The following is a 23523-nucleotide window of genomic DNA, read 5'->3' as shown; positions in this document are numbered from 1 at the left end:
CCCTTCCGCTCTGATTCTCTTGTTCCTTATTTCTTTCGCTATGAAAACGACCGTTAAAACTGCTCCTCTTACCGCCCAGGACTTCACGGATTATGTTCATGCCGATATGCACGAGCTGCATAGCTATCTAGTCGAGCGGCCAGGCTGGTCGATTTCCGATGTCACGGATGCTTTGCCGCCCGACGCGCGGGGCTACCGGCACCAGTACGTGGACCTGGTGATGGAAGGCGGCGGCATGCTTGGAATTGCGCTGGTTGGCTACGTGTACGCGCTAGAGCAAGTGGGCATTCGGTTTCTGCAGCTCGGCGGCACCTCGGCCGGCTCTATCAACGCCCTGCTGATGGCAGCGGCGGGGCCGCGCCACGAGGCTTCTACCGATTGGATTATCGAACAGCTGGCCAACAAAAATTTCTACGACTTCGTGGACGGCGACGAGCACGCCCGCGAATTCACGCAGGAAGTGATGGAGCCTGACATCACCGAAAAAGGGTTTATTGGGTGGTTGAAGCGCCGGACCGACCACGTGCAGGACATCAAGGCGGCGTGGGACGTGCGCGGGCATATCAGCCGCGACTTCGGCTTGCACCCCGGCAAGAAATTTACGCGCTGGCTGGAGACGCTTCTAAAGGAACGAGAGGCCAACAGCATTGAGGCCCTGCTGGAGCGCCGGACCCAGGTGCCTCCCGGTGGCTTGCGCCGCCGACCCGCGAGTTCCACCACCGAAACGCTCTACGAATCGGCCTCCTTGTCGCGGCTGGCTATCATTACGGCCGACATCACCACCCAAACCAAAGTGGTATTCCCGGAAATGGCCCCGCTTTATTGGGTTGACTGGCGCAAAATCAGCCCGGCGCTGCTGGTGCGGGCGTCGATGTCGGTGCCGCTGTTCTTTCAGCCCTACCGCTGCCTCAACCTGCCCGGCCGCCAGAAAGACGACCCGACTGCTATTGACTATCGCCGGGCCTGGGACGCGCTGGGCTACCTCGGTCCTATCCCCGAAGAAGCCTTATTTGTGGACGGGGGCATTATCTCCAACTTCCCCATCAACGTTTTCCACGACAACACCCAGGTACCGGCCGCGCCCACCTTCGGCGTGAAACTGGGCATCGACCGGGCCAGCTTCCAGCCCACTGATTCGGTGCTGCAATACCTGGGCGCCATTTTCGATGCGGCCCGCTCCCAGTATGATGCCGACTTTATCCGCCGCAACTCCGACTACCGCCACTTGGTGCACTGCTTGAACGTGGACGGCTTCAACTGGCTGGCCTTTGATATGCCGGCCGAGGAAAAGCTGAAGCTTTTCGCGGTGGGTGTGCGCGGGGCCGTTAAATTTCTGCAAGGCTTCGACTGGACGGCCTACAAGGAGCTGCGGGCGGCCAAGGTGGAAGTGGTGACTCGCTCCATCAACATGACGCCGCAGGTTCATGAGGTGATTAGTGGGCTCGACTGGCCGGGTGGGCTGCTGCCGTCTTATATGCTGGAAAACTAACGGCCACAGGGGCATAGCATAGAAGGCGCCATGAACTTTGTTACGGAACCTTTGCGGCGTCATGCCGTCACGATTGGCTTAAGCTTGTTGCTGGTGCTGGTTGTGGTTTACTACGCGCTGGGCTACCTGCCGGCGCGCGAAGCCTACCTGCGGGCCCGCTATTTCCGGGTGATGAGCCGCATTGGGGAAAACCTGCAGGATAAGGAAAAAGCTTACGGTAAGCGGGTGGATGCTATGCGCCGCGAAATCTGGCACGCGGCGCACCAACAAGGGCCGAACGCCTTCCGGCCTATTGCGGTGGCCTTGCCGGACACCGCCTACCGCAATGCCGCGCGGCGGCTGCAGCCAACCTGGCAGCGCCAAGACCTGAATACGCCTGCTTTCGACAACCTCATCTCCGCGCCGTCAAAGCGGTCGAGCAAACCGTGGCCCGTAGGCGAGCTAACGGAAATTCGGTGGCAGCCAGCCCAGCAGCGGGTGCAATTCGAGTATGCCTTCAACCAGCAACAGCACATTGTCAGCTCCGCCAGCATCGTCGATTTCGTGCGCGACCTGCTGCGGCCTGACACGTTCGGGCAGTTTCTTATTATCGGGCCGGAGTTGTCGGCGCAGGGCGAGCCGCAGTACAACCAGGTGTACTACAGCTCGTTCGCGGCCCCGGCCACCATTCAGCTGCCAGCCGACTCGAAAAGCAAAGCCCCGCGCTGGCTCCAAGACTCCACGGGCATCCTGGTTTCGCGCCAGGTCGAGCTGGCCATCAACGGGCAGTCGTACCAGCTGTTTGTGCAACCGTTGCGCCTGCGCGGAGCCGCTACCTGGCTGCTCGCGGGTGCCGTGCCGACCGCCGATTTTCGGAACGAGCAGCGCGCTCTGCCCGACAACGTGCTGGAAGTAGCCTTGGCCGTTATCCTGCTCGGGCTACTGGCCTTGCCGTACATGAAAATTGTGTTCATGAATGCCCGCGAGCGGCTCGGCCATGCCGATGTGGTGCTGTGCGGCTTGTCACTGGTTTTTGCCACTACGTTTCTGATGCTACTCTCGCTCTCGCCAATAGCCAAGTACGACCTCGAACCCGACTTGCTGGATGCCCAGCTGCGGCAGTTGTCGGGGGCGGTAGAACAAACGCTGATCCGGGAGCTGCGAGAGGTACGGGCCTCGCTACAGAAGGCAGAGGCCGGCTTGCGCACCACGGACTCCCGGCAGTTACTGGCCGCACAAGAGAAAAGCCATGCTGCGTTGCGCCAGCAGTATCGTAACCAAGCCAGCGTATCCGTCGAAAAATATGTTCCGGCCAATAAGCTCGATACAGCCGCCGTTGGCTTGAGCCGGGCTATCCGCACCTGGCAACCCACCGACCGGATTCAGTGGCTGGACAAGCAAGGCGAGGGGCTGATTTTTGTGGACTACCTGCCCACCCGGTTCAATCCTAGCCTGCAAGACCGGGAATACATGCGGCAAGCCCTCAAAGGCAACCTCTGGCTATTTCCGCCCGACCCTTTCCGGCTGCGGCTGCGCAGTCCGTGGCTCAGCGACTTCCGGCAGCTAAGCTGGCAAACCGGGCCCGATAGCGCCGCGCTGGCCGATACGCTTTTCCGGCTGGCCTCGGTGATGCGCTACGGTCGGCAGGGTGAAAAGGCCGCCGTGTTTGTGCGCCCCAGCCACCAGCCATTCTACCAGCAAAGCTGGGCGCAGGTTCTGGCCCCACCAGATAGCAGCCTGCAGTCGGTGCTGAGCATTTACACCACCCAGCTCCGGTCGCTTTCGGCTCCGATACTACCGCCTGGCTACAGCTTCTGTTTGATGGATGAGCGGGGCGAAGTGCAGTTTCATTCGGATGCCCGCCTGAACCTAAGCGAAAACATGTTTCAGGATACTGAGCCCGTTGATTTGCTGCGCACGGCCCTGCTTACCCACGAAGCCACCCAGGGCGTGGTTCAGTACCAGGGGCACTACCAGAGTGTGTGCGTTCGGCAGCTCGGCACCTGGCCGCTCTACCTGATTACCATGGCCGACCTACGGGCAGTACAGGCCCGCCAGATGCAAACGCTCAGCTTGGCGGCTACCCTGCTTGGCGCCATTGGGCTGGCTCATTTGCTGTTCATTGGGCTCTACGTGCTGGTGCTGCCGCGCCGCCACCGGATACTGGATTTGCGCTACAGCCTGCGGCGGCTTTGGCCTAGTTCCGAACGGGAAGACGCTTACTGGCGAATTATGGCCGCCTTGGTGGGCGGCGCGGGGCTACTCGTGTGGTTTGCCGACTTTACCATGCCTACTGTCCAGCCGTTTCTGCTGCTGCTGCTCCCGCTCTATGCCTTCGGGTTTGGCTTTCGACAATTGCAACTGCCCAGCGACAAGCAAACCAAAGCCCTGGCCAGAGTACAAACCCTGGTACTGGCCGAGCTGCTTGCCTACAATGGCTTAGCGCTTTACTGGACTGGGCCGGGCTGGCAAGAACTAACGATGGAGGCCGTGCTGCCGTGGGGCTGCATTTTGCTGTTTCAGCTACTACTGGTTGTTATGCTACGGGGCATTGAGCGGTACCTCTCGAAAGCGAAGCAGGAGCAACTCATCTACCTGTTTCAGCGCCCGCCGCGGCTCGCGCTACGCAGACGATTAAGTCAGGTGCGGCAGCTCTTCATGAACCAGTCGTCGGGGGCAGTGCTGGGGCTCACGGCGATGCCCGTAAGAACGGCGCCGGCTGCCCCGGTAGTGGGCCAGGCACGGCCGCTCGCAACGTTTGCTTCTTTGCCCCGCTCCTATCATTGGTTTAAACGGGCTTACGCGCTGATGCTGCTTGGCTGGATACTGGTGGTCAGCATTTTGCCGCCTATCTACTGCTACCACCTGGCATACCGCGTCGAGCGGGAGCTTCAGCTTCATTATGCCCACCTGCGCCTGGGCCAGCAGCTGCAGGCAGCCCAGCGACGGGCCGCTACCGAGAGGTTGAACCGCCGGGAGCAAGCGCAGAGCTACGCCTACCTACCCTTCTTCTTTTCCACTCATTACGCCCCGCTGGCTACCCCCAGGCACGAAGCCAGCCGCTCCACCCAGAATTTCCGGAAACTAGTGCGCTGGCTGCATCCTTCCTTCGATACCCTGGCCCAGGCACCGCGCAGCACCCTGCCCCTGGGCAGCCATACGCCCTTGCTGACCACCGAGCACAGCGAGCAGCAAGAAGGGGAACACAACCGCCTGCAAACGTACATTCCGCGCCCCAATGGCACCTACGACCAATTCACGGCCCATGTCAGCGACCTGGCTTGGGGCCGGCACTGGTATCTGCCCCAGCCCATTGTGCGGGGCGAGTCACCGGCCCATTATCTGCTGCGCTGGCTGCGCCAGGTGGGGCTGCTACTGCTGCTGAGCGTGGTACTCTACGTGTTGCTGCGCATCCTGACGCGGCGGATCTTCAACCTCGACCTCCAAAGTCTGAAAAACCGGGTTCAGCTAACCGGTACCCAGGCGCAGCCCTCGCATTCCAACTCGGCAGTTCGTCAATACTTCGTTAAACCGCTCGACAGCACCTTTACCGAGCGCAACCTTTTCGACTTTAGCGTGCTGCATCTCAATTGCCAGCTATTGCCGCCTCAGTCGCCCAACGACCCGGCCTCAGACCAAGCGCAGCAGTGGCTGACCGATGCACAAAAGCCAGGCCTGCGCACCATTGCGCTAGAGCACTTCGACTATCGCCTGCATGACCCAGAGTTTACCCGCGCCAAAATCGAAATACTGGAGAAGCTAACCGCCTCTTTACCGGCCCGGCTCCGCCTGGTGGTTGTGTCGAAGGTGCATCCCGCGCTGTTTGCCGACTGTGGGCACACCCGGGAGCAGTGTCCGAGCAAGAGCCAGCACCAACTGGTGTGGGCCCTCGGCGACCGGCTGCTCGATACGCTCGCCAATTTCACCTTTGCCTACGAGCCCCTTCACCCCGAGCCCCACCTACGCCCCGACCAGCCCTGGCAGCCCCCGGCCGCTGCCCCCAGCCTAGCGCAGGAGCTAACCCAGCAAAAGCACGACTTCGGCCAAGAGGTGCAGCAGGTGCTCCTCAAGCAGAACACTACTGCCTGTCTCGCCGAACAACTGCACCGCTACTGCCTGCTCCGGTGGTTTGTGAAGGTGGAATGCGACGCGCTGCCTATTCTGAAGTTTATGGAGCCCGAGTTGGAAAGATTTCTGCTCGACGGCGCCCGGCGAGGACGCATGCCAGCCGAAGAAGATGTTATTCTGATCATTCAGCGCCGCACGCAGCTCCAATTGCGCCAGCTATGGGAAACCCTGAGCCCCCACGAGCGGTACCTGCTCTACGACTTAGCCCAAGATGGCTTGGTCAACGGCCGCGACTCACTCATCATCAACGACTTGCTAGAGCGCGGCCTTCTTCTCTACGATCAGCTCGGCATCCGGATTGTCAACGAAACCTTTCGCAGCTTTATCTTGATTGGGCTGCCGCAGGAGCAGGCCCTGCGCATTGAGCGCGAAGCCCTACAAGAAGCTCAAAGCGACAGCGCCTGGAGCCAGCGTAGCTTCCCGGTTTTCCTGCTGCTCTCCGCCGCCGGGTTGTTTATCTTCGTCACGCAGCGCAGCACCCTAAACGAGGTGCAATCTTTCTTGACTGCTATTCTGAGTATTGCGCCCTTGGCTTACCGGTTTCTTAGCTTTTCTTCCCTGGGCACTAGCCAAGCAGCGGCTTCGCCGAAAAGCGCAGAGGGGTAAGCATCAGTTGATTCAGGCTGCGGAAATTCCGCAGCCTGTTTTTCCTGTAGCACGCCCCTTACGGCGTATTCGTTACCACTTGCCCTGCTTCTGACTTGGCGGCCGAACGGTCTTTGAGGGTACCTAGCTCCTGCCCTACTTCAATGAAGGCGTTGATGGCCTTGTCGAGATGCGCGCGGGTGTGGGCGGCACTGAGCTGCACCCGGATGCGGGCCTGACCTTGGGGTACTACGGGGTAGTAAAAACCAACTACGTAGATGCCTTTTTCCAGCATTTTGGCTGCAAACTCCTGGCTGAGTTTGGCATCATAAAGCATAACGGGCACAATGGGATGCTCGCCGGGCTTGATGTCGAAGCCGGCCTCGGTCATCTTTTGGCGGAAATACTTGGTGTTTTCTTCGAGCTGGTCGCGCAGGGCGGTGCTTTCCGTCAGCAATTCCAGCACCCGGAGCGAGGCGCCCACTATGGCCGGGGCCAACGTGTTCGAAAACAGGTAGGGGCGGCTGCGCTGCCGTAGCATTTCAATCACTTCCTTGCGGCCCGAGGTGAAGCCGCCCATAGCGCCGCCCAACGCCTTGCCGAGCGTGCCCGTGATGATGTCGACGCGGCCGAGCACGTTGCGGTACTCGTGGGTGCCGCGGCCGGTTTTGCCGAGGAAGCCCATGCTGTGGCACTCGTCTATCATCACCAGCGCCTGGTACTTGTCGGCCAGGTCGCAGATTTTGTCGAGCTGCGCGATGGTGCCGTCCATGCTAAACGAGCCGTCGGTGACGACGATGCGGTGGCGGGTGCCTTTGGCCTGCGCATCCTGGAGCTGCTTTTCCAGGTCGGCCATGTCGTTGTGGGCGTAGCGGTAGCGTTGCGCTTTGCAGAGCCGCACCCCATCGATAATGCTGGCGTGGTTGAGCGAGTCGGAAATAATAGCGTCCTGCTCGTTGAAGAGCGGTTCGAACACGCCCCCGTTGGCGTCGAAGGCGGCGGCGTAGAGAATAGTGTCTTCGGTGCCGAGAAATTCAGCCAGCTTAGCTTCCAGCTGCTTATGAATATCCTGCGTGCCGCAAATGAAACGTACCGACGACATGCCGTAGCCGTGGGTGTCAATGGCTTCTTTGGCCGCTTTAATTACCTCGGGATGCGAGGAGAGACCGAGGTAGTTGTTGGCGCAGAAGTTCAGCACTTCTCCCCCTTCTTCGGTCCTGATTTCCGCCCCCTGCGGTGAGGTAATAACCCGCTCCTTCTTGTAGAGGCCGGCGTCTTTGATATCCTGAAGCTGCTTTTCGAGGTCGGGTTGAAGAGTGGTATACATGGGAATGAGTGGATGAAGTGAATGGGCGGAATGGCGAGTCGGCAAAGATAGCCAAGGCAGCGCGGTACCGTTCCGCTGCTCTCAAACCAACCACAACTTCTACCTTTAGATTGTTCGCACGGTTGTCACCCCGCCAACGCGTCGTCTGTGAAAAGACGAAGCCCCGGCTGCGGACACAGTCGGGGCTTCAGGAAGTGGGTGATTAGCACACCCTCAACCTACAATAAGATGGGTAAACGTGCGAAACAGAAACCGGTTGGCAAGGCCAATTGATTTCAGGTCGTGCTGGAACTGACGAAAGCAGTTCTAGGCGGCGCAATTCGGGCGGTGGTTAGCCACTTGCTCGGACATCCGTAGGATGGCGGCGGTCAGGGTTTCAGCCCTGGCCGCCGTTTGTTTGACAGACCGGTTATCTATCAGCCTTTTACAAACATACGGGTTTTATAAAAATAGTTGCGCGGTGTCTGCCGAAAGCCCTCCGTGAAATCTGGCCGCAACTACTCCCGCCGGAAAAACGCGCGTACCCCTTCCCTGCCACTGTCCATGAGCTGCTGCTTCTGCGCATCAGAAACGCGCCTGATTTTGGGGTTAAAGCCCAAGGTGCTGATGCTGACGGTGCGGGGCCAGTCTTCGGGGTGTGAGGCGTTGAGGTTTTCGATGGCCACGGTATAGAGGGCGCCCATGTAAGAGCCGAAGTCATGGATGGCGTAGGGAGCGAGCTGCTGCCGGCCGCCGGGCTGCGCGTCGTAGGGCAGCTGCTCGGCCCGGTCGAGGCGCAGGCCTAGCGTTTCGGGGTTGAAGAAGGAGGTAGTTGAGGTGGTAACGGGTGGAGAGGCGGCAGGCAACCCGCTGGTTTGCAGAGTGCGGTAGCGGGGATGGTCGAAGAGGTTGATAGGATAGTTGGCCAGTAGACCGCCATCAACCAGTACTTCCACTTCCTGACCTTTGGCGGGCTGGCGCACCACGTGGCCTTGCTTGTCGAGGAGCACGGCGCGGAAATACAGCGGGATGCTCATGCTGATGCGGACGGCGTCGGCCACGCGCATGTCGGGGAAGGTTTCGTGGCTGAATATCTGTGTGCGTTGGGTGGTGAGGTTGGTGCCGGTGGTGTACAGGTCGCGGTAGTGAGTGGGCTGCTGTTGCGCCAAGGCGTGCAGCTGGCCAAGGGTGAGGTCGGGGTTTCCGGTTTTGCGCACGACTAGTTCGCTTAGATACTTCGTGAACTGGTCGCCGCGGTACCAGCCGTACTGCTTCACGAGCCGCGTGCTGCCCCCGAAGAAGATAAGGCGACCATCGTTGAGGCGCTGCACGGGCGTGTTGTTGACCACCTCCACAATTTCGGCAGGCGAGTAGCCAACCGCCAGCAGCGCCGCCTGAATAGCCCCGGCCGACGTGCCGCCCACCCGCCGGATGCCTGCCAGAACCCCCTGCTTCTCCAGCTCGGCCAGCGCCCCGCCGTAGGCAATGCCCCGAATGCCGCCTCCTTCCATCACCAGATTTCGGTAAACCGGCGACTGTGCCCACCCAACCCGCAGTACGCCAAGCAGCAACACAAAAATCAAAACAAAGCGCATAGACTACAGCAAAAAGGAAGGACAGCAAAAGTCAGAAACCGGTTCGAACGGTGTAGAGACGCATGTTTGCGTCTCATCGTCCGCGCCGCCTGCCCAAAGCTTGTTCAACGCCGAGACGCAAAGATGCGTCTCTACATTGTTCGGTGATTTCGAAAACGTAACGCAAACAGCCTCTAAGGAAAGTTAGCAAAAGCCAGAAAACCGCACACCACCGAGCAAAAGGTAGCCGCCCGCCAACAAGATGCGCAACGAACCAATAAGAGTTGCTTTGCCTTCAAGCTATCCGTTGAGACAGTAGCCGCGGGGCAGCTTTAGTTCGTGAAACTTGCTTGACAGCAACTCACCTTGCCGCGCCCGCGCCGCCGCTGGATGCAACCAAGATTAAGCTGTTCACTTTCGCGAAGTAGCAGCGTCTCAACGGCGAAACCAGCCTAGCCCGTTATCTTTGCGGCCCCATCCCCACCCACTATTGTTTGTATGGAAAATACACCCCGCCCTGCCACCTCTTCCGCCGATACCATTCTTGTAATTGGAGCCGGCGGCCAACTTGGACTAGAGCTAACGCACGAGCTTCGCCAGCTCTACGGCGCGTCCAACGTAGTAGCGGCTGATGTGCGGGCGCCCAAGAACGAGGAGGTGCAGCAGGCGGGTCCCTTCGAGTTGCTGGACGTGCTCGACAAGCCCCGGCTGGAAAACGTAATCCGGCAGTACAAGCCCAAGCAAGTGTACCACCTGGCAGCGCTGCTGTCGGCCACGGCCGAGAAGAACCCGAAATTTGGCTGGCAACTGAACATGGACGGTCTATTCAACGTGCTCGATGCGGCCGTTGACCTCGGGGTGCAGCAGGTATATTGGCCTTCTTCTATTGCCGTATTCGGTCCTGATACGCCCCGCCACCACACGCCGCAGCTAACGGTAATGAACCCGAACACGGTGTATGGCATCAGCAAGCTGGCCGGCGAGCAGTGGTGCGAGTGGTACTTCCGCAAGCACAACCTGGATGTGCGCAGCCTGCGCTACCCCGGCCTCATTGGCTACAAAAGCCTGCCCGGCGGCGGCACCACCGACTACGCCGTCGACATCTACCACAAAGCCGTGGCCGGCCAGCCTTACGAGTGCTTTCTCAAGAAAGACACCTACCTGCCGATGATGTACATGCCCGACGCCCTGAAAGCCACGCTGGACCTGATGCACGCCCCCGCCGACCGCCTCACGGTGCGCAGCAGCTACAACCTAGGCGCCATGAGCTTCTCGCCTGCCGAAATAACCACCAGCATCTGCCGCCACTACCCCGAGTTCCACACCACCTACCAGTCCGATTCGCGCCAGCAGATTGCCGACTCCTGGCCCGCCAGCATCGACGACACGCAGGCCCGCCACGATTGGGGCTGGCAGCCGCATTTCACGCTCGATAAGATGACCGATGATATGCTGCTGCACCTGCGCCAGCTCCTGGCCGAGCCCGCCCACGTAGCGTAAGATCAGCTCCCATTTAAAGAAACCTGCCCCTGCCGCACCGGCAGGTTTTTTTGTTTCCGGAAAGCCCAGGTTCAGTAAGTTTTCGCAACCCCCAGGCGAAACCTTGCGTCAAACCCTGCGCAACTCCGCAAGCAACTCACATGATCGTAAATTACACCGCCGACGGCTGGCAGATTATCTACCAGCAGGCGCACGCGCTGCTAGCCGCTCAGCTCTTGCACGAGTGGCCAGCATTTTTGCCGTTAGACAAGTGGGTTGGCCTGCTTGCTGCCGTAGCGCAGCACGACGACGAGCAACCCAATTGGGACGGGCACTATGGCCTCACGCCCGCCGGTGCACCCGCCAATTTCACGATGAAAGAGTTTTCTTTGGAACAGGCGCAAGGTGTATTGCACTCCGCCCGGTTCCAGGGCCGCTGGCGCAGCTTGCTCACTAGCATGCACCTAAGCAAGCTCTACGAAACCCTGCGCGGTGATAACAAGACCACCGATACCTTTCTGGACGAGCAACAGGCCAACCAAAAACGTTGGATAAAACAACTGAACCTGCAGCGAGTGGAAGCCCAACAAGCCTACGACCTCATGCACTGGTGCGACCGGCTCAGCTTGATTCTATGCCGCCACGAGCTACCTGAAATGAGCCGCTCCCTCGAAATCTATACCGGCATGGACGGGCAGCGCTACGATGTGGTGCGCCCCGCAGAAAGCGGTCCGCTCATAGTGCATCCTTGGCCTTTTCAAGAAAAGCAATTCACGGTAAGCATAGAAACCAGCCTGTTGCAGCAACTCCAATTCAAGGACGACGCCGAGCTAGCCACCGCCCTACGCGAAGCCCCCATTGAAACCCTGACCTGGACCCTTAAATCACGGATTTAGCCGGATTTGCCGGATTACACGGATTCGAATAGGCATTCAATAACAAACGCGGCCTAGCATATGCCAAGCCGCGTTTGTTTTGTGTCGAAGCTACTTTAAGTACTCGACAACCAGGCTTATTGACAACCCATATTCAAACGACCTCGTCGTCTTTGCCGTTTGCATCCGTGTAATCCGACAAATCCGGCTAAATCCGTGATTTAGAGTTTAGTTACAGGGGTCTTGCTGTTCATGAGGCCGGTGGGCACATCGGTGCTGGCGTACACGTGGTCGAGGCGGCGGCCGTCTTTGCCGTCGGTGCGGTCGGTGGCCAGCTTGAGGGGGCCGTACTGTTTGTACTCCATCCAGCGGCGGCGGAAGGCGGGTTGCGCGTCGGTGGCTTTCGGGTAGTAGGCCCACTCTTCAACCAAGTTGGTTTTAGGATTCACCAGCACCTCGTATTTGTTTTCGGGCGTGACGCCTACGTTCTTGAACGTCATGTTCAGCACCTCGGCGGGCGTGGTACCGTCCATGAGTTTGCCGGGCCCTTTGTAGGTGAGCGTGACGCCCGAGTCCTTGAGTTTGAAGGGCATCAGCAGCCACCACGAGTTGTTCACCCAAATCGGGTACATCTTCTCGAGCAGTTTCTTACCCTCTTCGGTGCCTGATATGTCCTTGCCGCTGCTGTAGGCGTGGCCTTGCTTGGTGTTCAGGTTGTAGTTGGCTACCAGGCTGTCTTTTTGCCAGTGGAAGTCGCCGGTTTTCTTGTCCCACAATTGGTAGGAGCCGTCGAGGAAGTCCCAACCCAGGAGGCGGGTTTGCTCCCAGGCCGGATAGCCGCCCATTTGGCGCATCACTTGGTCGGCCACTGCCTGTGCTTTGGCATCCGAGCCGGTTTTATCGAACCCGGTGGCGGGTGGATAGGAGGCGGTGCTGTCGGTGGCGGGGGTGGTAGCTACCTCCGAAGCAGTTTCCTCGTTGGGAGAGCTGCAAGCCATGAGGCTGCTAAGCAGAAGAGTTGGCCAAAGAGCGGCCGGTCGAGCGGTGAAATCAAGGAGTTTCATATACTAAATCAAAGAAAAAATATGCTTCAATCCTATTGACAGGCCGAGCTTCTTTACGCAATCGGTTGCCTTTTAGCTTACTTCGCCGAACGTCGAGGCCGCAAGACCGTACTAGTTGCAGCGACTTTTCTTCGATTCTCTGTCTATGGCTACGCATTACCGCTTTTCCGACATCATCAGCACGCTCAAGACAACGGGCAGCGAGTTCATGTCTAACAACTCGTTTCGGCATGCCGCAGCGCTTTCCTACTACACTATTTTCTCGTTGCCGCCCCTGCTGCTTATCGTCATCACGGTAGCCAGTTCGGTGTTTGGCGGCGAGGCGCTAACGGGACAGATATACGGGCAAATGAAAGGCTTGGTAGGGGCCGATTCCGCGAAGTTCCTGCAAGATTCCATTGCTGAATTTACCAAGCAGCAGAAAAGCGGCGTAGCATCCATCATCGGCGTTGGCACCCTGATTTTTGCGGCCACCACCTTTTTCGTCACGCTGCAGGAAAGCATCAACGACATCTGGAACCTGAAGGTAAAGCCCCGCAGCGGCATCTGGCAGTTCATTCGCGACCGGCTTCTCTCCTTCGGCCTGATCCTGAGCGTGGCGCTGTTGTTGCTCATCTCCTTCGTGATTAGCGCCATTTTGAGTTCGTTCACCGACTACTTGCAACGGCTGCTGCCCGAAGTTACCATCATCGTCATCCACCTCGTCGACTTCGGCTTGTCCTTGTTTATTACGTCGCTGCTGTTCGCCCTCATCTACCGCTTCCTGCCCGACGCTATCATCCGTTGGCGCGACGTAGGCATTGGGGCTTTCATCACGGCGCTGCTCTTTCTGATTGGTAAGTACCTGATTGCCTTCTATATCGCCAAGTCCAACCCCGGCTCGGCTTTTGGGGCGGCCGGTTCGGCTATCGTGCTGTTGCTGTGGGTAAACTACTCGTCACTCATTATTTTCTTCGGCGCCGAGTTTACGCAGGAATTTGCTGATGCCTTTGGCCAGAAAGTACAGCCCAAAGCCCACGCCGTCCGCATCGAAACCCGCGAAGTACCCGAAGGCGAATCCAACGAAGAAATAGCAACCGGCCGCCCCCGCGCCGTAGGCCGCTGGAAAGATTGAAAAGTCGAATAATTTTTGGCTTAGCAAATCAAGAATAGCGTGCTACATCGTTGCAGAAAGCAAATAATACAGTTCGTCACTTCAAATGAGAGTGACAAATAATTACTTTGAAAAATCCGATTTAGGCTGCTATTTTTTTGAGGTTTTATGGTACTGTACCGGCGGAATATTAGGTTTGATCAATCTTTTATTTCTCCCGTAATTTTATGCCTCGCATTTTACTTTCTGCCTGCCTTGCACTGCTCGCATTCCTTACTTTCAGCCAATCCATTGCTCAGCAAATCACCCCACCAGCCACCCGCCCGCTCGTTGTTAATGCGGCGGTAGGCGGGGTTATTGACGCGCAGGAAAAAGCCACCTACGGCCTGTTTCCCTACTACTCGGCCGACAATTTCGTCGAGGCCCGCTTCGAACAACTGCTGGCTCCTGACAGCACCATCCGCCTGCGCACCCAACTGCGCGACGGCCGCACCATACTGCGTCCCTTCTCGGCAGCTGAGTTTGCTGCAATGCGTACCAGTATCGAAACCCGCCTGCAGGAAATAAGCCGCTTGAGTCCCACACAGGCGGGCACTACTGCTCTTACCGACTCAATAGGCCGCCGCTTCCGCGTACTACTGCGCACGGGCACTGCCTTCGACGGAGAGCTTACGGCTCGCCGCCCTACCCAATTGGAATTTATGACTTCCGACTTGGGGGTGGTGCAGGTAGAGCGAACCAATATTGCGCGCCTGGAGGAGCTGACGTCCAACGTAGCCCGCCGTCCGGCCAACTGGTATGACATCGGCAATGGAAATCGGTTGTTTTTTCAGCCTACCGCCCGTAACCTGCGGCGCGGCGAAGGTGCATTGCAAACCTTAAACTTGTATGTACTAGGCATCAACTACGGCATCACTAACCATGTGTCAATGGGGCTGCTGGCCTCGGTGGTGCCCGGCATTCCACTTGAATATCAGGTCCTGGCCTTTACGCCAAAAGTGTCTGGGCGGCTGAGTGAAAAGTGGTATGCCGGAGCTGGCGCGCTGTATCTACGTGCTTTTGAAACCAGCGCGGGCATTTTGTACGTCAATACCACTTACGGTTCGGCCGATAACAACCTGACTTTGGGATTAGGCTATGGCTTTTTTGATGACGAAATTGGCACTACGCCCGTGGTGCAGATAGGGGGCCAAACACGCGTGTCACGGCGGGTATCGCTCATCAGCGAAAACTACATCATTGCCGACAGCGAGGCTGGATTGGGTGGATTGTATGGCGTAAAAATTAACTGGCGCCGTACCAGTCTGGGGCTGGGGGCTGTGTACGTGGCAGTCTACCGAGACAGCCAAAACAGCTACGATTCGTCACCACGTGTGTTCAGCTCCTATGTCATCCCATTGTATTACGACTTCACCTTCCGCTTCGGCAAAGGCAGCCGCTAGAGCGACGACCATTATCTGACACTAAAAAGCCCTTCTAGTATCTGCTGGAAGGGCTTTTTAGTGCCAGTGCATAGACAAAGAAGCCTGCAAGGGAGGGGTGACAAAAACAATTTAGATATAGCAACCAACGAATAGCTTACTCACCGACCCTTTACTGCAACCAGGTGGCTAAATGTAGCAACAAGTGCTTCCTGTGCAGGTAGATTCTTTTTACCGACGCGAAGGGGTAACACTTCAATCTTACAAGATTACGCTACGGCCCGGCAGTGAAACTTCAGGCAATAATCAACTCTGTGCTATTCATTCAAGCTTATGCGCCGAATACTTATCCTAAACTGCCTTGCGCCGCTCGTATTCCTTCTTTCCAACCAGGTGCAAGCCCAACAGGCCGCTTCGCCTCCAGCCACCCGCCCGCTCGTTGTTAGTGCGGCGGTAGGTGAGGTTATTGACGCGCAGGAAAAAGCCACCTACGGCCTGTTCCCTTACTACTCGGCCGATAACTTCGCCCAGGCCCGCTTCGAGCAGAACCTGTCGTCGGACAGCACCATTCAGCTGCGCGCGCTGCTGCGCGACGGCCGCACTGTATTGCGTCCCTTCTCCGCAGCTGAGTTTGCTGCGGTGCGCACCAGTATTGAAACCCGTCAGCGAGAAGTAAGCGGCTTACCTAGCGTTCATTCCCGCAAACCTTTATTTGCAACCAGCGGCCGGCAGTTGAAGATAGATCGACGCTATCGGGTGGGCTTGCGCTCCGGCATCACTTTGGAAGGGTACCTCGTTGATCAGCGGCGGACGCAGCTGGATTTTCTGACCGCCGACTCCGTGGTAGTAGTGGAGCGGTCGGCTATTGTGCTACTCGAAGAAATAAGCAGCCAACTCTACCGCCGCCCCACCGACCGGTTTGCTATCGGCAGTGGCGACCGACTGTTCTTGTCGCCCACTGCGCGCAGCCTGAGCCGCCACGAAGGCTACATCCAAAGCATTGTTCCGTGCGTGTTGGGCGGCGGCTACGGCATCACCAACAATTTCTCCGTCAGCCTGATTTTCTCGGCCATTCCCCTGTTACCGCTTAGCTCCCAGTTCCTGGTTTTCACGCCGAAGGTGTCGGTTCAAATGTCAGAGAAATGGCGAGTAGGTGGCAGCCTCATGTATGTGCGCGTGCCCGATTTCGGCTCTGAAAGTGTGGCTTATGGGCTTGGCATCGCCTACGGAGTTGCCACCTACGGCTCGGCCGACAACAATTTTACGGTGGGGGCCGGCTATGGCTTTGCCGGTACCCATGGAACCAACTTTTTCGCCGGGCACTTTGGCGGCCAGAAGCGCATCAGCCGGCGCTTATCCTTGGTTAGCGAAAACTACCTGCTGACCCACGACAGTCCTGGCTTGCTTGGGCTTTACGGCGCCAGGTTTGCTTGGCGACGCAACAGCGTAAGCCTTGGCGCCCTGTACGCCTTGCCTTTCCTTGAGCGGGAATATGCTTTTAACACCGTCATTCCGCTTTATTACGAATACAGCTACCGCTTCGGCAAGCGTAAGCGGTAAGCACTGGACTAAATATATTTGATAAAATTGAATTTTACTGTGCAATAGATAACTTTAGCGTTAGTACCATCAATAGATCTTATTGTCTTTATGCGTTACTACTTTCTTTTTGCGACTTTACTAGTATTACCAATACACTCCTTTTTTGGCGAGATTTTCAAAATCAGCTATTCATCTGAAAACGAAATACTTACCATTATCTACCAAGACACACAAAAGGAAAACCAGCATACTACCTCTGTACCAAGCAGAGTTGGCAAGCTGTTTAGTTTAATAATAATTCTGCCTGACACTTTGCCCGGTGAGACACACCTCACAAATCTAATGGCAAAGGGGATGTGCGAGCAGATTGCATTAGAAAGCCGACATCAGGATTTAGCCGTACTCACCCGGGCGCAAGGAACGGGTTTGATTGAGGATATGCTGGCTATAATAATTTTACAGGACTCCACCGAGTTTAAAGCTTTCATACTAAAGGCGCCTGACGCTGATGCTGCCATGCAGCGCCTGACCATTCATGCGATATTACGTCTAGCCAGCACCTGTCCAACAGCAAGCAAGCTGTTAACGCAAATGGGGGTTCAAATGGGCAATGTTGATACCAAGTTGACCGTCCCACAGGAACAAGTCTTACAAACTATTTCGCATGGGTTATGCGGTCAACTGAGTACCGCAGACGCCGAACGCGCATTGGATAAGCGTTCTGCTCCTGAAAGAATTGAATTGTATCAGCAAGCCGTTCATGATATGATGCTTACGCATGGTCAGGAAATAGGCACTGCTTTTGGCAGTGATGTATTCACCAACAAGCAAATGGAGAGCAAACTATGGCAGAATCTTGATCGGCTGATGTTTGAGGAATGTCCCGCTTTCACCGCAGTGCTACGGGTTGACCGAGGCCTAGCACGAATGCAAGACACTACCTCTACAGAATCAAGCTCCACTAAAACAACGGTTACGCCTACGCAACGCAAGCGCAAGAAATAAGCCCATAGCGTAAGGGTACAATACAAGCCATGTTGTACTACGCCACCTCCGACTTCTCTTTCACGGCCAGCTGCCCGCAGGCGGCGTCGATGTCTTTACCGCGGCTGCGGCGCAGGTTGGTTTGCACGCCCCGGTCGGCCAGGTACTTCAGGAAGGCCATCAGCTTCGCTTCGCCGGTGTTGCGGTAGTCGGCGTTTTCGATGGGGTTGTACTCGATAAGGTTCACTTTGCAGGGCAGCCACTTCGAAATCTGGAACAGCTCTTCGGCGTCCTGCAGCGTGTCGTTGAAGTTCTCGAACACGATGTACTCGTAGGTGACCTTGCGGCCGGTTTTCTGGTGGTAGTATTGCAGGGCTTCTTTCAACGCGGCCAGGGAGTTGGCTTCGTTGATGGGCATAATCTCGTTGCGCTTGGTGTCGTTGGGCGCGTGCAAACTCAGGGCCAGGTTGGCTTTCACGTCGTCATCTGCCAGCTTCTTGATCATCTTGGCAATGCCGGCGGTGCTGACCGTGATGCGGCGGGGCGCCATGTTCAGACCGTCGGGAGCGGTGATGCGCTCGATACTTTTTACCACGTTGGCGTAGTTGAGCAGCGGCTCGCCCATGCCCATGTACACGATGTTGGTGAGCGGCGTGCCGTACTCGGCTTCGCACTGCTCCTTGATGCGTACCACCTGGTCGTAGATTTCGGCGGCGTCGAGGTTGCGCTTGCGGTCCATGTAGCCAGTGGCGCAGAACTTGCACGTAAGCGAGCAGCCTACCTGCGAGCTGATGCAGGCCGTCATGCGGGTGTCGTGCGGGATGAGCACACCTTCCACAATGTTGCCATCGTAGAGCTTGAACGCCGACTTAATGGTGCCGTCGTTGGAGAGCTGCTTGTTTTGCACCGTCACGCCGTTGATAACGAAATGCTGGGCCAGCAGCTGACGGGTGGCCAGGGAAATGTTGTTCATCTCCTCGAATGAGGAGGCCGTGTTTTTCCACAGCCACTCGCTTACCTGCTTGGCACGAAACGGCTTTTCGCCGTGCTCTACCATAAAGGCTTTGAGCTCGTCGGGGCTGATTTTGCGAATGTCGCGTTTGGAAATTACGGGCAGGTCAATCATCATAGCTGCAAAGATACAACGTGTGAGGCAGTTGGGTTCCTGGAAAACCAACTTCTCTTAGGGGGTTCCTTGGGCTAGTTTTAGCATGAGGGTTACGGCCACTCGACGGCGGTTTTGCGTGCCTGGCGTGAAGCGCGGCAGTTTGCGGCCGGCCGCCACTAAGGCTGCTTCACAGGCTGCGGACAGCTTGGGCAAGTTGTTAGGAGTGGATTGATTGTTGACGCTCTTAATATCGTTAACGCTCTTAACGTCGTAGATGGTGCCACTGGGCCCCACGGTGAAGCTTACAAACACCGGGGAAGGAGGAGCACAGCCCGCCGCCGCACTAGCTCCCCGAAATTCGCGCAGGAAATCAGCCGTCAAAGCTTGCATGCCACCACCACCGGGGTACACTGGCATGCGCTCCACGTAGTGATAGACTTTAGAGGAATCGAGGGCCACAGGCAGTTTCGTTGGAGCGCCAGGTTTAGGCGCCCGCCCTTGAGCAACTGCTTGTCCCGCTGTCGAGAGAAGTACACCAGCCAGCAGGAGCAGCAAACCGAGTGGCCGAGAAGATGAAGGCATACGCATAGGGAAAGCACTGATAACTAAAGATAAAGATTCGCCAAGAATAGAAGCTTAGCTGCTCAGACTCGCCGTCGTTTCTTCCGACAAACGCAGCAGCTTCCGCGTATTGTAGTCGAAGCGGAGCATACCGGTTTTGGCTCTGGCTACTTCGCGGCCATCTTGGTTTCCAACGTTGTACACAACGTCGAATCCGTAGCTATGAACGTCGCTAGCGGCCATCTGAATGTGCAGCACGTCGCCGTAAAAAGCTTCGCCCTTGTACTCGATGGCTACATCGGCCATGATATAGCCCTGCCCGGTGGCGCGGTCCACCTCCGACTGACCTAGGTGCCCGAGAAACTGTACACGAGCTTCGTGCAAGATGCCAAGCAGGGAATCGTTGCCGAGATGGGCGCCGTAGTTGAGGTCGGTGATACGGACGGGAATAGCAACTGAAAACAGGAAAGTTTTGGGTAGATTTACTTTGATGCGGGCCATGAGGAGTTGCTAGGTGAAACCAGATTAGATGGTACTGTTGGCGTACGAACCAGCCAGCAAACAGGCTACCGCAAATCTTGTCCGGTTCGTCCTTCCGACATTTACTTTATTGTTTCGTTGTTGACCTCCATGACCACTCCTAAAGTAGAAGTCCGGGTTACAGCCGATGGCTCCAGCACCCTATACGTACCCGAGCTAGACGAGTACTACCACAGCACCCACGGGGCCGTGCAGGAAGCGCAGCACGTATATCTGGCCGCTGGCCTCGAACCCGTGCTGACGACGCCTACCAGCCCGGTACGAGTATTGGAAATCGGGTTCGGCACGGGCCTCAACGCCCTGCTGACCTTGCAGCGCAGCTTGGCCAGCCCCTACCCCATCCGCTACGATACTATTGAGAAGTACCCGCTGCCCGCCGCTGTTATCAGGGAGCTTGGCGTAGAGCGGTATGTGCTCAATCCAGAATTGCTCGATTATCATCAACAGTTGCACAACGCCGCCTGGGATACCCTCGTGGTACTTACGCCGCGGTTTGCCCTCCATAAAATTACGGGTGCCCTGCAAGACACCCCGCTGCCCAACGATACCTACCATGTAGTTTACTTCGATGCCTTTGCGCCGGAGAAGCAGCCGGATATGTGGACCAATGAAGTGTTTGCGCAACTTTATGCGGCCACCGCGTCGGGAGGCGTGCTGGTGAGTTACTGTGCTAAGGGTAGTTTCCGCCGTAGCTTGAAGGCCGCTGGCTGGCTGGTGGAAAAAATTCCCGGTCCGCCTGGCAAGCGCGAAATGACGCGGGCAAGGAAAGCGTTGGAGTGCTTATAGTTAAAAATAATTATTCCAAAAACATTACTCATTAAATAGAAAAGGGAAATATAAATCAAATAAGCATGGGCTTTGGATTCAATCTATTTTTTATATGTATATTAATTCCATTTACAGTTATTTTAATTGCTGCTTGGATTCTAACAGGCGAAAGCATATTCGGCAAAGTGCTTGGTCTGACATGGATTTCAGTATTTGGCTTGGTTGTCTTGAGTGGACTCGTTCGTGTCTTTATGTCTACTGATATTGAGCGAGGAGACATCTATGGCAACTATGTAATTGATAGAACAAAATGTCCGGGCAAGCAAGCTGACTGGCAATACAATCATTTCAGATTTGAAATAACTAAACGCAATAAGTTATTTTTCTATGAAACCGAGCAGGAAGAAGTTATTAAAACTTATTCTGGCACCGTTTCATTTATTGAATATTACAGAAATCCTCATATTGTTCTCCACACCAGTATTCCAACCCATCATATTATTAGTGACAATCCCACTCTTTACACAAATACCCGAGTATTTTATTATGTATTTCACTCCCCCAAATTTGGCGATGTCTTTTTCAAAAAAGGCAAATGGGAACCAATAGAATAATGCGCCACAAAGCTGGCAGCCGAACGGCTCTTTCCCGCCTTCCTGCGTAAGTTGCACTATCTATGAGTCGAAAGCTACTGGAAACGGACGGACTGGAATGGGTGCGCAAAGGCATTATCAGCCCGGAGCAGCACGCGCAGCTGCTGGCCCTCTACCCGGCCGAACAACGCGCTATTGGGCTGCTGCCGCTGCTGGGCAGCCTGCTTATCGGGCTAAGTGCGCTGAGCGTGGTAGCGGCCAACTGGCAGGAGATGCCGGAGCTGATGCGAATGGGGCTGCTCTTAGGGTCGTTGACAGGTGCTTATGCTGCCGCCGAATATTTTCTGCGGCGCCAGTACGAAGCGCTGGGCATGGGCTTGGTGGGGTTAGGACTAATCCTGTTTGGGACGGGTATCGTACTTACCAGCCAGATGTACCAGCTCATTGGCTACGACCTAACCGGGCTGCTGGCCTGGGCCGTGGTAGGTATCCTGCTGACGTGGCTGTACCGTAGCCAGTTCGTGTTTTTGCTCACCGTTGTCATCGGGGGCATTGTGCAGGGCTACAACACGGGGCAGCTGGGCGTATTCAGCTATTTCACGGCCGTCCTCACGGCGGGCGGGCTAGGCTACTACTGGTGGCGGCGCCCCGATTCGCTGCTAGGTGGAGTGCTGGCGACGGGCTTGCTTTGGCAAACTGCGTTACTTGTGAACCACTTACACGTCAAAATCACGTGGTTTTTCGTACCGGCCATGCTCATTTATGCCGCTGGCGATTGGCAAGCTGACCGCCCCGCTGGCCGTGCTTTGCAAGGTCCGCCACTGGTAGCGGCCTTCTTGTTTACACTGGGGCTGGCTTTGTTTGGAGAAACGGATACGTACGCCGGGGAGTTGCGGCCCCCACTGCTGGCGTATCTGGCGGCGCTGGGGGCCGTGCTGGCTTTCTCGCTCTGGGGCAAACGCGCCAGGGGCCGCCTAAGCAGCGCTACTGACTGGCTGCTGCTACTACCAGGCTTCTACCTGCCCGGCGGGCTGCCGCTGGCCGTGGCTACGCTGGTGGTGCTTTACGCGTACTCGGGGTCGGTGCTGGCCCGCGCCCACCACGAGCAAAACCCGGACCGGGTGACGCTGGGCACGGCGCTTTTCATTTTAACTACGGCCGTGGCTTACTTCAAGCTCACCTGGGGCTTCATGGACAAGTCGTTGTTTTTCTTGTTAGGCGGGTTACTGCTGCTAGGCCTGTGGTGGTTTTTGCGCCGCCGTGCCACGGAAACCTTTTCGGTTAAAGCCCCCGAATAACCCATGCCGACTTCTCCTGAATCCTCGCATTCAACGGCCGCCAATACGCCGGCTCCCCCTGCCTTACCTACACCTGCTCCGTTGCCGCAGATGCACGAGTCGCGCAGGCGGCAGGGGGTGCGGTGGCTGGTGGTGGCACAGGTGCTGTTTGTGCTGGCGGTAGCAGCGGCTGGTTATGCCACGGCTGCATTTGGCCGCACCATCACGCTGCGCACCACCGCCATCGACCCGCGCGACTTACTCTACGGCGACCATCTTAACTTAAACTACAGCATCAGCCAGATTCCAAGCCACTTATGGCGCGGTTCTGCTACGCCGCGGCGCAAACAAGCCGTGTACGTGGTTCTAGAATCCCGACAAGGCGATTATGAGGCCGTAGCCGTGTATCCGCAAGAGCCCAAGGTACCGGCCAACCAGGTAGTGCTCCGCGGCTGGGTAGCCGATACGTTTCGGCGCAGCATACGCCTGCGCTACGGCTTCGAGCGGTACTACGTCCCCGAAAATACCGGCCGCAAACTGAAGCCGAAGCAAACCCTACGGGTACAGGTCAGTATCGCGCCGTGGGGGCAAGCCCGGATCAAGCAAGTGGATGTGCTGCCAACATCTTCGAACGCAACAACCGCACCGTGATGCCCTTGAAAATTTTGCGGCTGGTGCTGCCTTGGCTGTTGGTGTCGTTGGTGCTAGCCGTTTTGTTGACCGGTGTCTTATTAGGCTTTGACGCGTTACTGCAGCCACAATTTGATAGCCAGATGCACAACACGTATTTCGTAGGGCAGCCCTTATTTCTAGTAGGCATATTGTTTTTACTCCTACTCTTGCTGGTCAACTTCTTTTTGCTGTTGCGAAGTCGGTATTCTCTGCCGACCTACTTATTGCTTGCAGCATTTAGTACCCTATCGATTGGTATAATCACCTGCTTGATTTCTCCGTTGACTGCAGGCGGCATAGGTAGCTGGACGGTTTATCCACCCTTAAACGCCACTGAAACTCCAGTTGCCTCACCCGTTAATCCCTACCAGTTGCTGTTAAATGGCGCATATTTCTTGCAACTCTTAGCAGTGGCTACTCTCGGCTATAGCAGCTACCAAGCCGGCAAGCTAGCCACCCGCTAATACAGCAAGTGGCTAGCTTAC

General features: G+C 56.7%; 19 protein-coding genes. 13 read left to right on the top strand and 6 right to left on the bottom strand.

What is annotated here, in order from left to right:
• Positions 1-40 precede the first annotated feature (40 nt).
• Positions 41-1489 carry a patatin-like phospholipase family protein gene (locus VF639_RS17805; RefSeq protein WP_331147280.1) on the top strand — a complete coding sequence of 483 codons (1449 nt, stop codon included), beginning with the start codon at positions 41-43 and terminating at the stop codon, positions 1487-1489.
• A gap of 30 nt (positions 1490-1519) precedes the next feature.
• Positions 1520-6202 carry a hypothetical protein gene (locus tag VF639_RS17800; protein ID WP_331147279.1) on the top strand — a complete coding sequence of 1561 codons (4683 nt, stop codon included), beginning with the start codon at positions 1520-1522 and terminating at the stop codon, positions 6200-6202.
• Positions 6203-6260: 58 nt separating this feature from the next.
• Here VF639_RS17800 and kbl read toward each other — a convergent pair whose 3' ends face one another.
• Both kbl and VF639_RS17790 read right to left on the bottom strand, forming a co-directional pair.
• A complete protein-coding gene (kbl, locus tag VF639_RS17795) occupies positions 6261-7508 on the bottom strand; it encodes a glycine C-acetyltransferase (RefSeq protein WP_331147278.1) in 1248 nt (415 codons plus the stop codon).
• 497 nt (positions 7509-8005) lie between these two features.
• On the bottom strand, positions 8006-9082 hold the full coding sequence (locus tag VF639_RS17790) for a patatin-like phospholipase family protein (protein WP_331147277.1): 1077 nt from the start codon (positions 9080-9082) through the stop codon (positions 8006-8008).
• 477 nt (positions 9083-9559) lie between these two features.
• On the opposite strand from VF639_RS17790, the gene VF639_RS17785 reads away from it, so the two are divergent.
• Together VF639_RS17785 and VF639_RS17780 are read left to right on the top strand one after the other, a co-directional pair.
• On the top strand, positions 9560-10561 hold the full coding sequence (locus VF639_RS17785) for an NAD-dependent epimerase/dehydratase family protein (RefSeq protein ID WP_331147276.1): 1002 nt from the start codon (positions 9560-9562) through the stop codon (positions 10559-10561).
• 140 nt (positions 10562-10701) lie between these two features.
• Positions 10702-11436 (top strand): DUF3891 family protein, encoded by a 735-nt coding sequence (locus tag VF639_RS17780; RefSeq protein WP_331147275.1) that lies wholly within the window; start codon positions 10702-10704, stop codon positions 11434-11436.
• A 200-nt stretch (positions 11437-11636) separates the two neighbouring features.
• Here VF639_RS17780 and VF639_RS17775 read toward each other — a convergent pair whose 3' ends face one another.
• Positions 11637-12413: a hypothetical protein gene (locus tag VF639_RS17775; protein ID WP_331147274.1), complete on the bottom strand. Its 777-nt coding sequence runs from the start codon at positions 12411-12413 to the stop codon at positions 11637-11639.
• A 211-nt stretch (positions 12414-12624) separates the two neighbouring features.
• On the opposite strand from VF639_RS17775, the gene VF639_RS17770 reads away from it, so the two are divergent.
• The 4 genes from VF639_RS17770 (at position 12625) to VF639_RS17755 (ending at position 17540) form a co-directional block, all read left to right on the top strand.
• Positions 12625-13593 (top strand): YihY/virulence factor BrkB family protein, encoded by a 969-nt coding sequence (locus tag VF639_RS17770; protein WP_331147273.1) that lies wholly within the window; start codon positions 12625-12627, stop codon positions 13591-13593.
• A 206-nt stretch (positions 13594-13799) separates the two neighbouring features.
• Complete coding sequence (locus tag VF639_RS17765; protein ID WP_331147272.1) at positions 13800-15014, top strand: hypothetical protein; 1215 nt, start codon at positions 13800-13802, stop codon at positions 15012-15014.
• Positions 15015-15326: 312 nt separating this feature from the next.
• A complete protein-coding gene (locus VF639_RS17760; protein ID WP_331147271.1) occupies positions 15327-16553 on the top strand; it encodes a hypothetical protein in 1227 nt (408 codons plus the stop codon).
• 90 nt (positions 16554-16643) lie between these two features.
• Entirely contained in the window at positions 16644-17540 is an 897-nt protein-coding gene (locus tag VF639_RS17755; protein ID WP_331147270.1) for a hypothetical protein, read from the top strand.
• A gap of 37 nt (positions 17541-17577) precedes the next feature.
• On the opposite strand, the gene rlmN is transcribed toward VF639_RS17755, so the two are convergent.
• The 3 genes from rlmN to VF639_RS17740 are packed head-to-tail and all read right to left on the bottom strand — an operon-like array spanning position 17578 to position 19689.
• Positions 17578-18645, bottom strand: a complete 1068-nt coding sequence (rlmN, locus tag VF639_RS17750; RefSeq protein ID WP_414654754.1) for a dual-specificity RNA methyltransferase RlmN — start codon at positions 18643-18645, stop codon at positions 17578-17580.
• A 57-nt stretch (positions 18646-18702) separates the two neighbouring features.
• Positions 18703-19209 (bottom strand): hypothetical protein, encoded by a 507-nt coding sequence (locus VF639_RS17745; protein ID WP_331147268.1) that lies wholly within the window; start codon positions 19207-19209, stop codon positions 18703-18705.
• A 54-nt stretch (positions 19210-19263) separates the two neighbouring features.
• Positions 19264-19689: a thioesterase family protein gene (locus VF639_RS17740; RefSeq protein WP_331147267.1), complete on the bottom strand. Its 426-nt coding sequence runs from the start codon at positions 19687-19689 to the stop codon at positions 19264-19266.
• A gap of 129 nt (positions 19690-19818) precedes the next feature.
• Here VF639_RS17740 and mnmC2 point away from each other — a divergent pair, with 129 nt between their 5' ends.
• The 5 genes from mnmC2 to VF639_RS17715 all read left to right on the top strand — a co-directional run bounded on the left by mnmC2 (position 19819) and on the right by VF639_RS17715 (position 23502).
• Positions 19819-20514, top strand: a complete 696-nt coding sequence (gene mnmC2 / locus VF639_RS17735) for a tRNA (5-methylaminomethyl-2-thiouridine)(34)-methyltransferase MnmC2 (protein WP_331147266.1) — start codon at positions 19819-19821, stop codon at positions 20512-20514.
• 65 nt (positions 20515-20579) lie between these two features.
• Entirely contained in the window at positions 20580-21110 is a 531-nt protein-coding gene (locus VF639_RS17730; RefSeq protein ID WP_331147265.1) for a hypothetical protein, read from the top strand.
• Positions 21111-21172: 62 nt separating this feature from the next.
• Positions 21173-22387 carry a DUF2157 domain-containing protein gene (locus VF639_RS17725; RefSeq protein ID WP_331147264.1) on the top strand — a complete coding sequence of 405 codons (1215 nt, stop codon included), beginning with the start codon at positions 21173-21175 and terminating at the stop codon, positions 22385-22387.
• A 3-nt stretch (positions 22388-22390) separates the two neighbouring features.
• A complete protein-coding gene (locus VF639_RS17720) occupies positions 22391-23017 on the top strand; it encodes a GDYXXLXY domain-containing protein (RefSeq protein ID WP_331147263.1) in 627 nt (208 codons plus the stop codon).
• Positions 23018-23022: 5 nt separating this feature from the next.
• Complete coding sequence (locus tag VF639_RS17715; RefSeq protein ID WP_331147262.1) at positions 23023-23502, top strand: hypothetical protein; 480 nt, start codon at positions 23023-23025, stop codon at positions 23500-23502.
• Positions 23503-23523 lie beyond the last annotated feature (21 nt).

The organism is Hymenobacter sp., from assembly GCF_036387835.1.
Taxonomy (GTDB): Bacteria; Bacteroidota; Bacteroidia; order Cytophagales; family Hymenobacteraceae; genus Hymenobacter.
Note: the sequence above shows the minus strand (reverse complement) of the source record. Positions and strands in the feature narration are given on the sequence as shown.

Excerpts from the sequence above, each read along its gene's own strand:
- VF639_RS17805 (WP_331147280.1), top strand. The coding sequence starts at position 41 with ATGAAAACGACCGTTAAAACTGCTCCTCTTACCGCCCAGGACTTCACG.
- VF639_RS17800 (WP_331147279.1), top strand. The coding sequence starts at position 1,520 with ATGAACTTTGTTACGGAACCTTTGCGGCGTCATGCCGTCACGATTGGC.
- kbl (WP_331147278.1), bottom strand. The coding sequence starts at position 7,508 with ATGTATACCACTCTTCAACCCGACCTCGAAAAGCAGCTTCAGGATATC.
- VF639_RS17790 (WP_331147277.1), bottom strand. The coding sequence starts at position 9,082 with ATGCGCTTTGTTTTGATTTTTGTGTTGCTGCTTGGCGTACTGCGGGTT.
- VF639_RS17785 (WP_331147276.1), top strand. The coding sequence starts at position 9,560 with ATGGAAAATACACCCCGCCCTGCCACCTCTTCCGCCGATACCATTCTT.
- VF639_RS17780 (WP_331147275.1), top strand. The coding sequence starts at position 10,702 with ATGATCGTAAATTACACCGCCGACGGCTGGCAGATTATCTACCAGCAG.
- VF639_RS17775 (WP_331147274.1), bottom strand. The coding sequence starts at position 12,413 with ATGGCTTGCAGCTCTCCCAACGAGGAAACTGCTTCGGAGGTAGCTACC.
- VF639_RS17770 (WP_331147273.1), top strand. The coding sequence starts at position 12,625 with ATGGCTACGCATTACCGCTTTTCCGACATCATCAGCACGCTCAAGACA.
- VF639_RS17765 (WP_331147272.1), top strand. The coding sequence starts at position 13,800 with ATGCCTCGCATTTTACTTTCTGCCTGCCTTGCACTGCTCGCATTCCTT.
- VF639_RS17760 (WP_331147271.1), top strand. The coding sequence starts at position 15,327 with ATGCGCCGAATACTTATCCTAAACTGCCTTGCGCCGCTCGTATTCCTT.
- VF639_RS17755 (WP_331147270.1), top strand. The coding sequence starts at position 16,644 with ATGCGTTACTACTTTCTTTTTGCGACTTTACTAGTATTACCAATACAC.
- rlmN (WP_414654754.1), bottom strand. The coding sequence starts at position 18,645 with ATGATTGACCTGCCCGTAATTTCCAAACGCGACATTCGCAAAATCAGC.
- VF639_RS17745 (WP_331147268.1), bottom strand. The coding sequence starts at position 19,209 with ATGCCTTCATCTTCTCGGCCACTCGGTTTGCTGCTCCTGCTGGCTGGT.
- VF639_RS17740 (WP_331147267.1), bottom strand. The coding sequence starts at position 19,689 with ATGGCCCGCATCAAAGTAAATCTACCCAAAACTTTCCTGTTTTCAGTT.
- mnmC2 (WP_331147266.1), top strand. The coding sequence starts at position 19,819 with ATGACCACTCCTAAAGTAGAAGTCCGGGTTACAGCCGATGGCTCCAGC.
- VF639_RS17730 (WP_331147265.1), top strand. The coding sequence starts at position 20,580 with ATGGGCTTTGGATTCAATCTATTTTTTATATGTATATTAATTCCATTT.
- VF639_RS17725 (WP_331147264.1), top strand. The coding sequence starts at position 21,173 with ATGAGTCGAAAGCTACTGGAAACGGACGGACTGGAATGGGTGCGCAAA.
- VF639_RS17720 (WP_331147263.1), top strand. The coding sequence starts at position 22,391 with ATGCCGACTTCTCCTGAATCCTCGCATTCAACGGCCGCCAATACGCCG.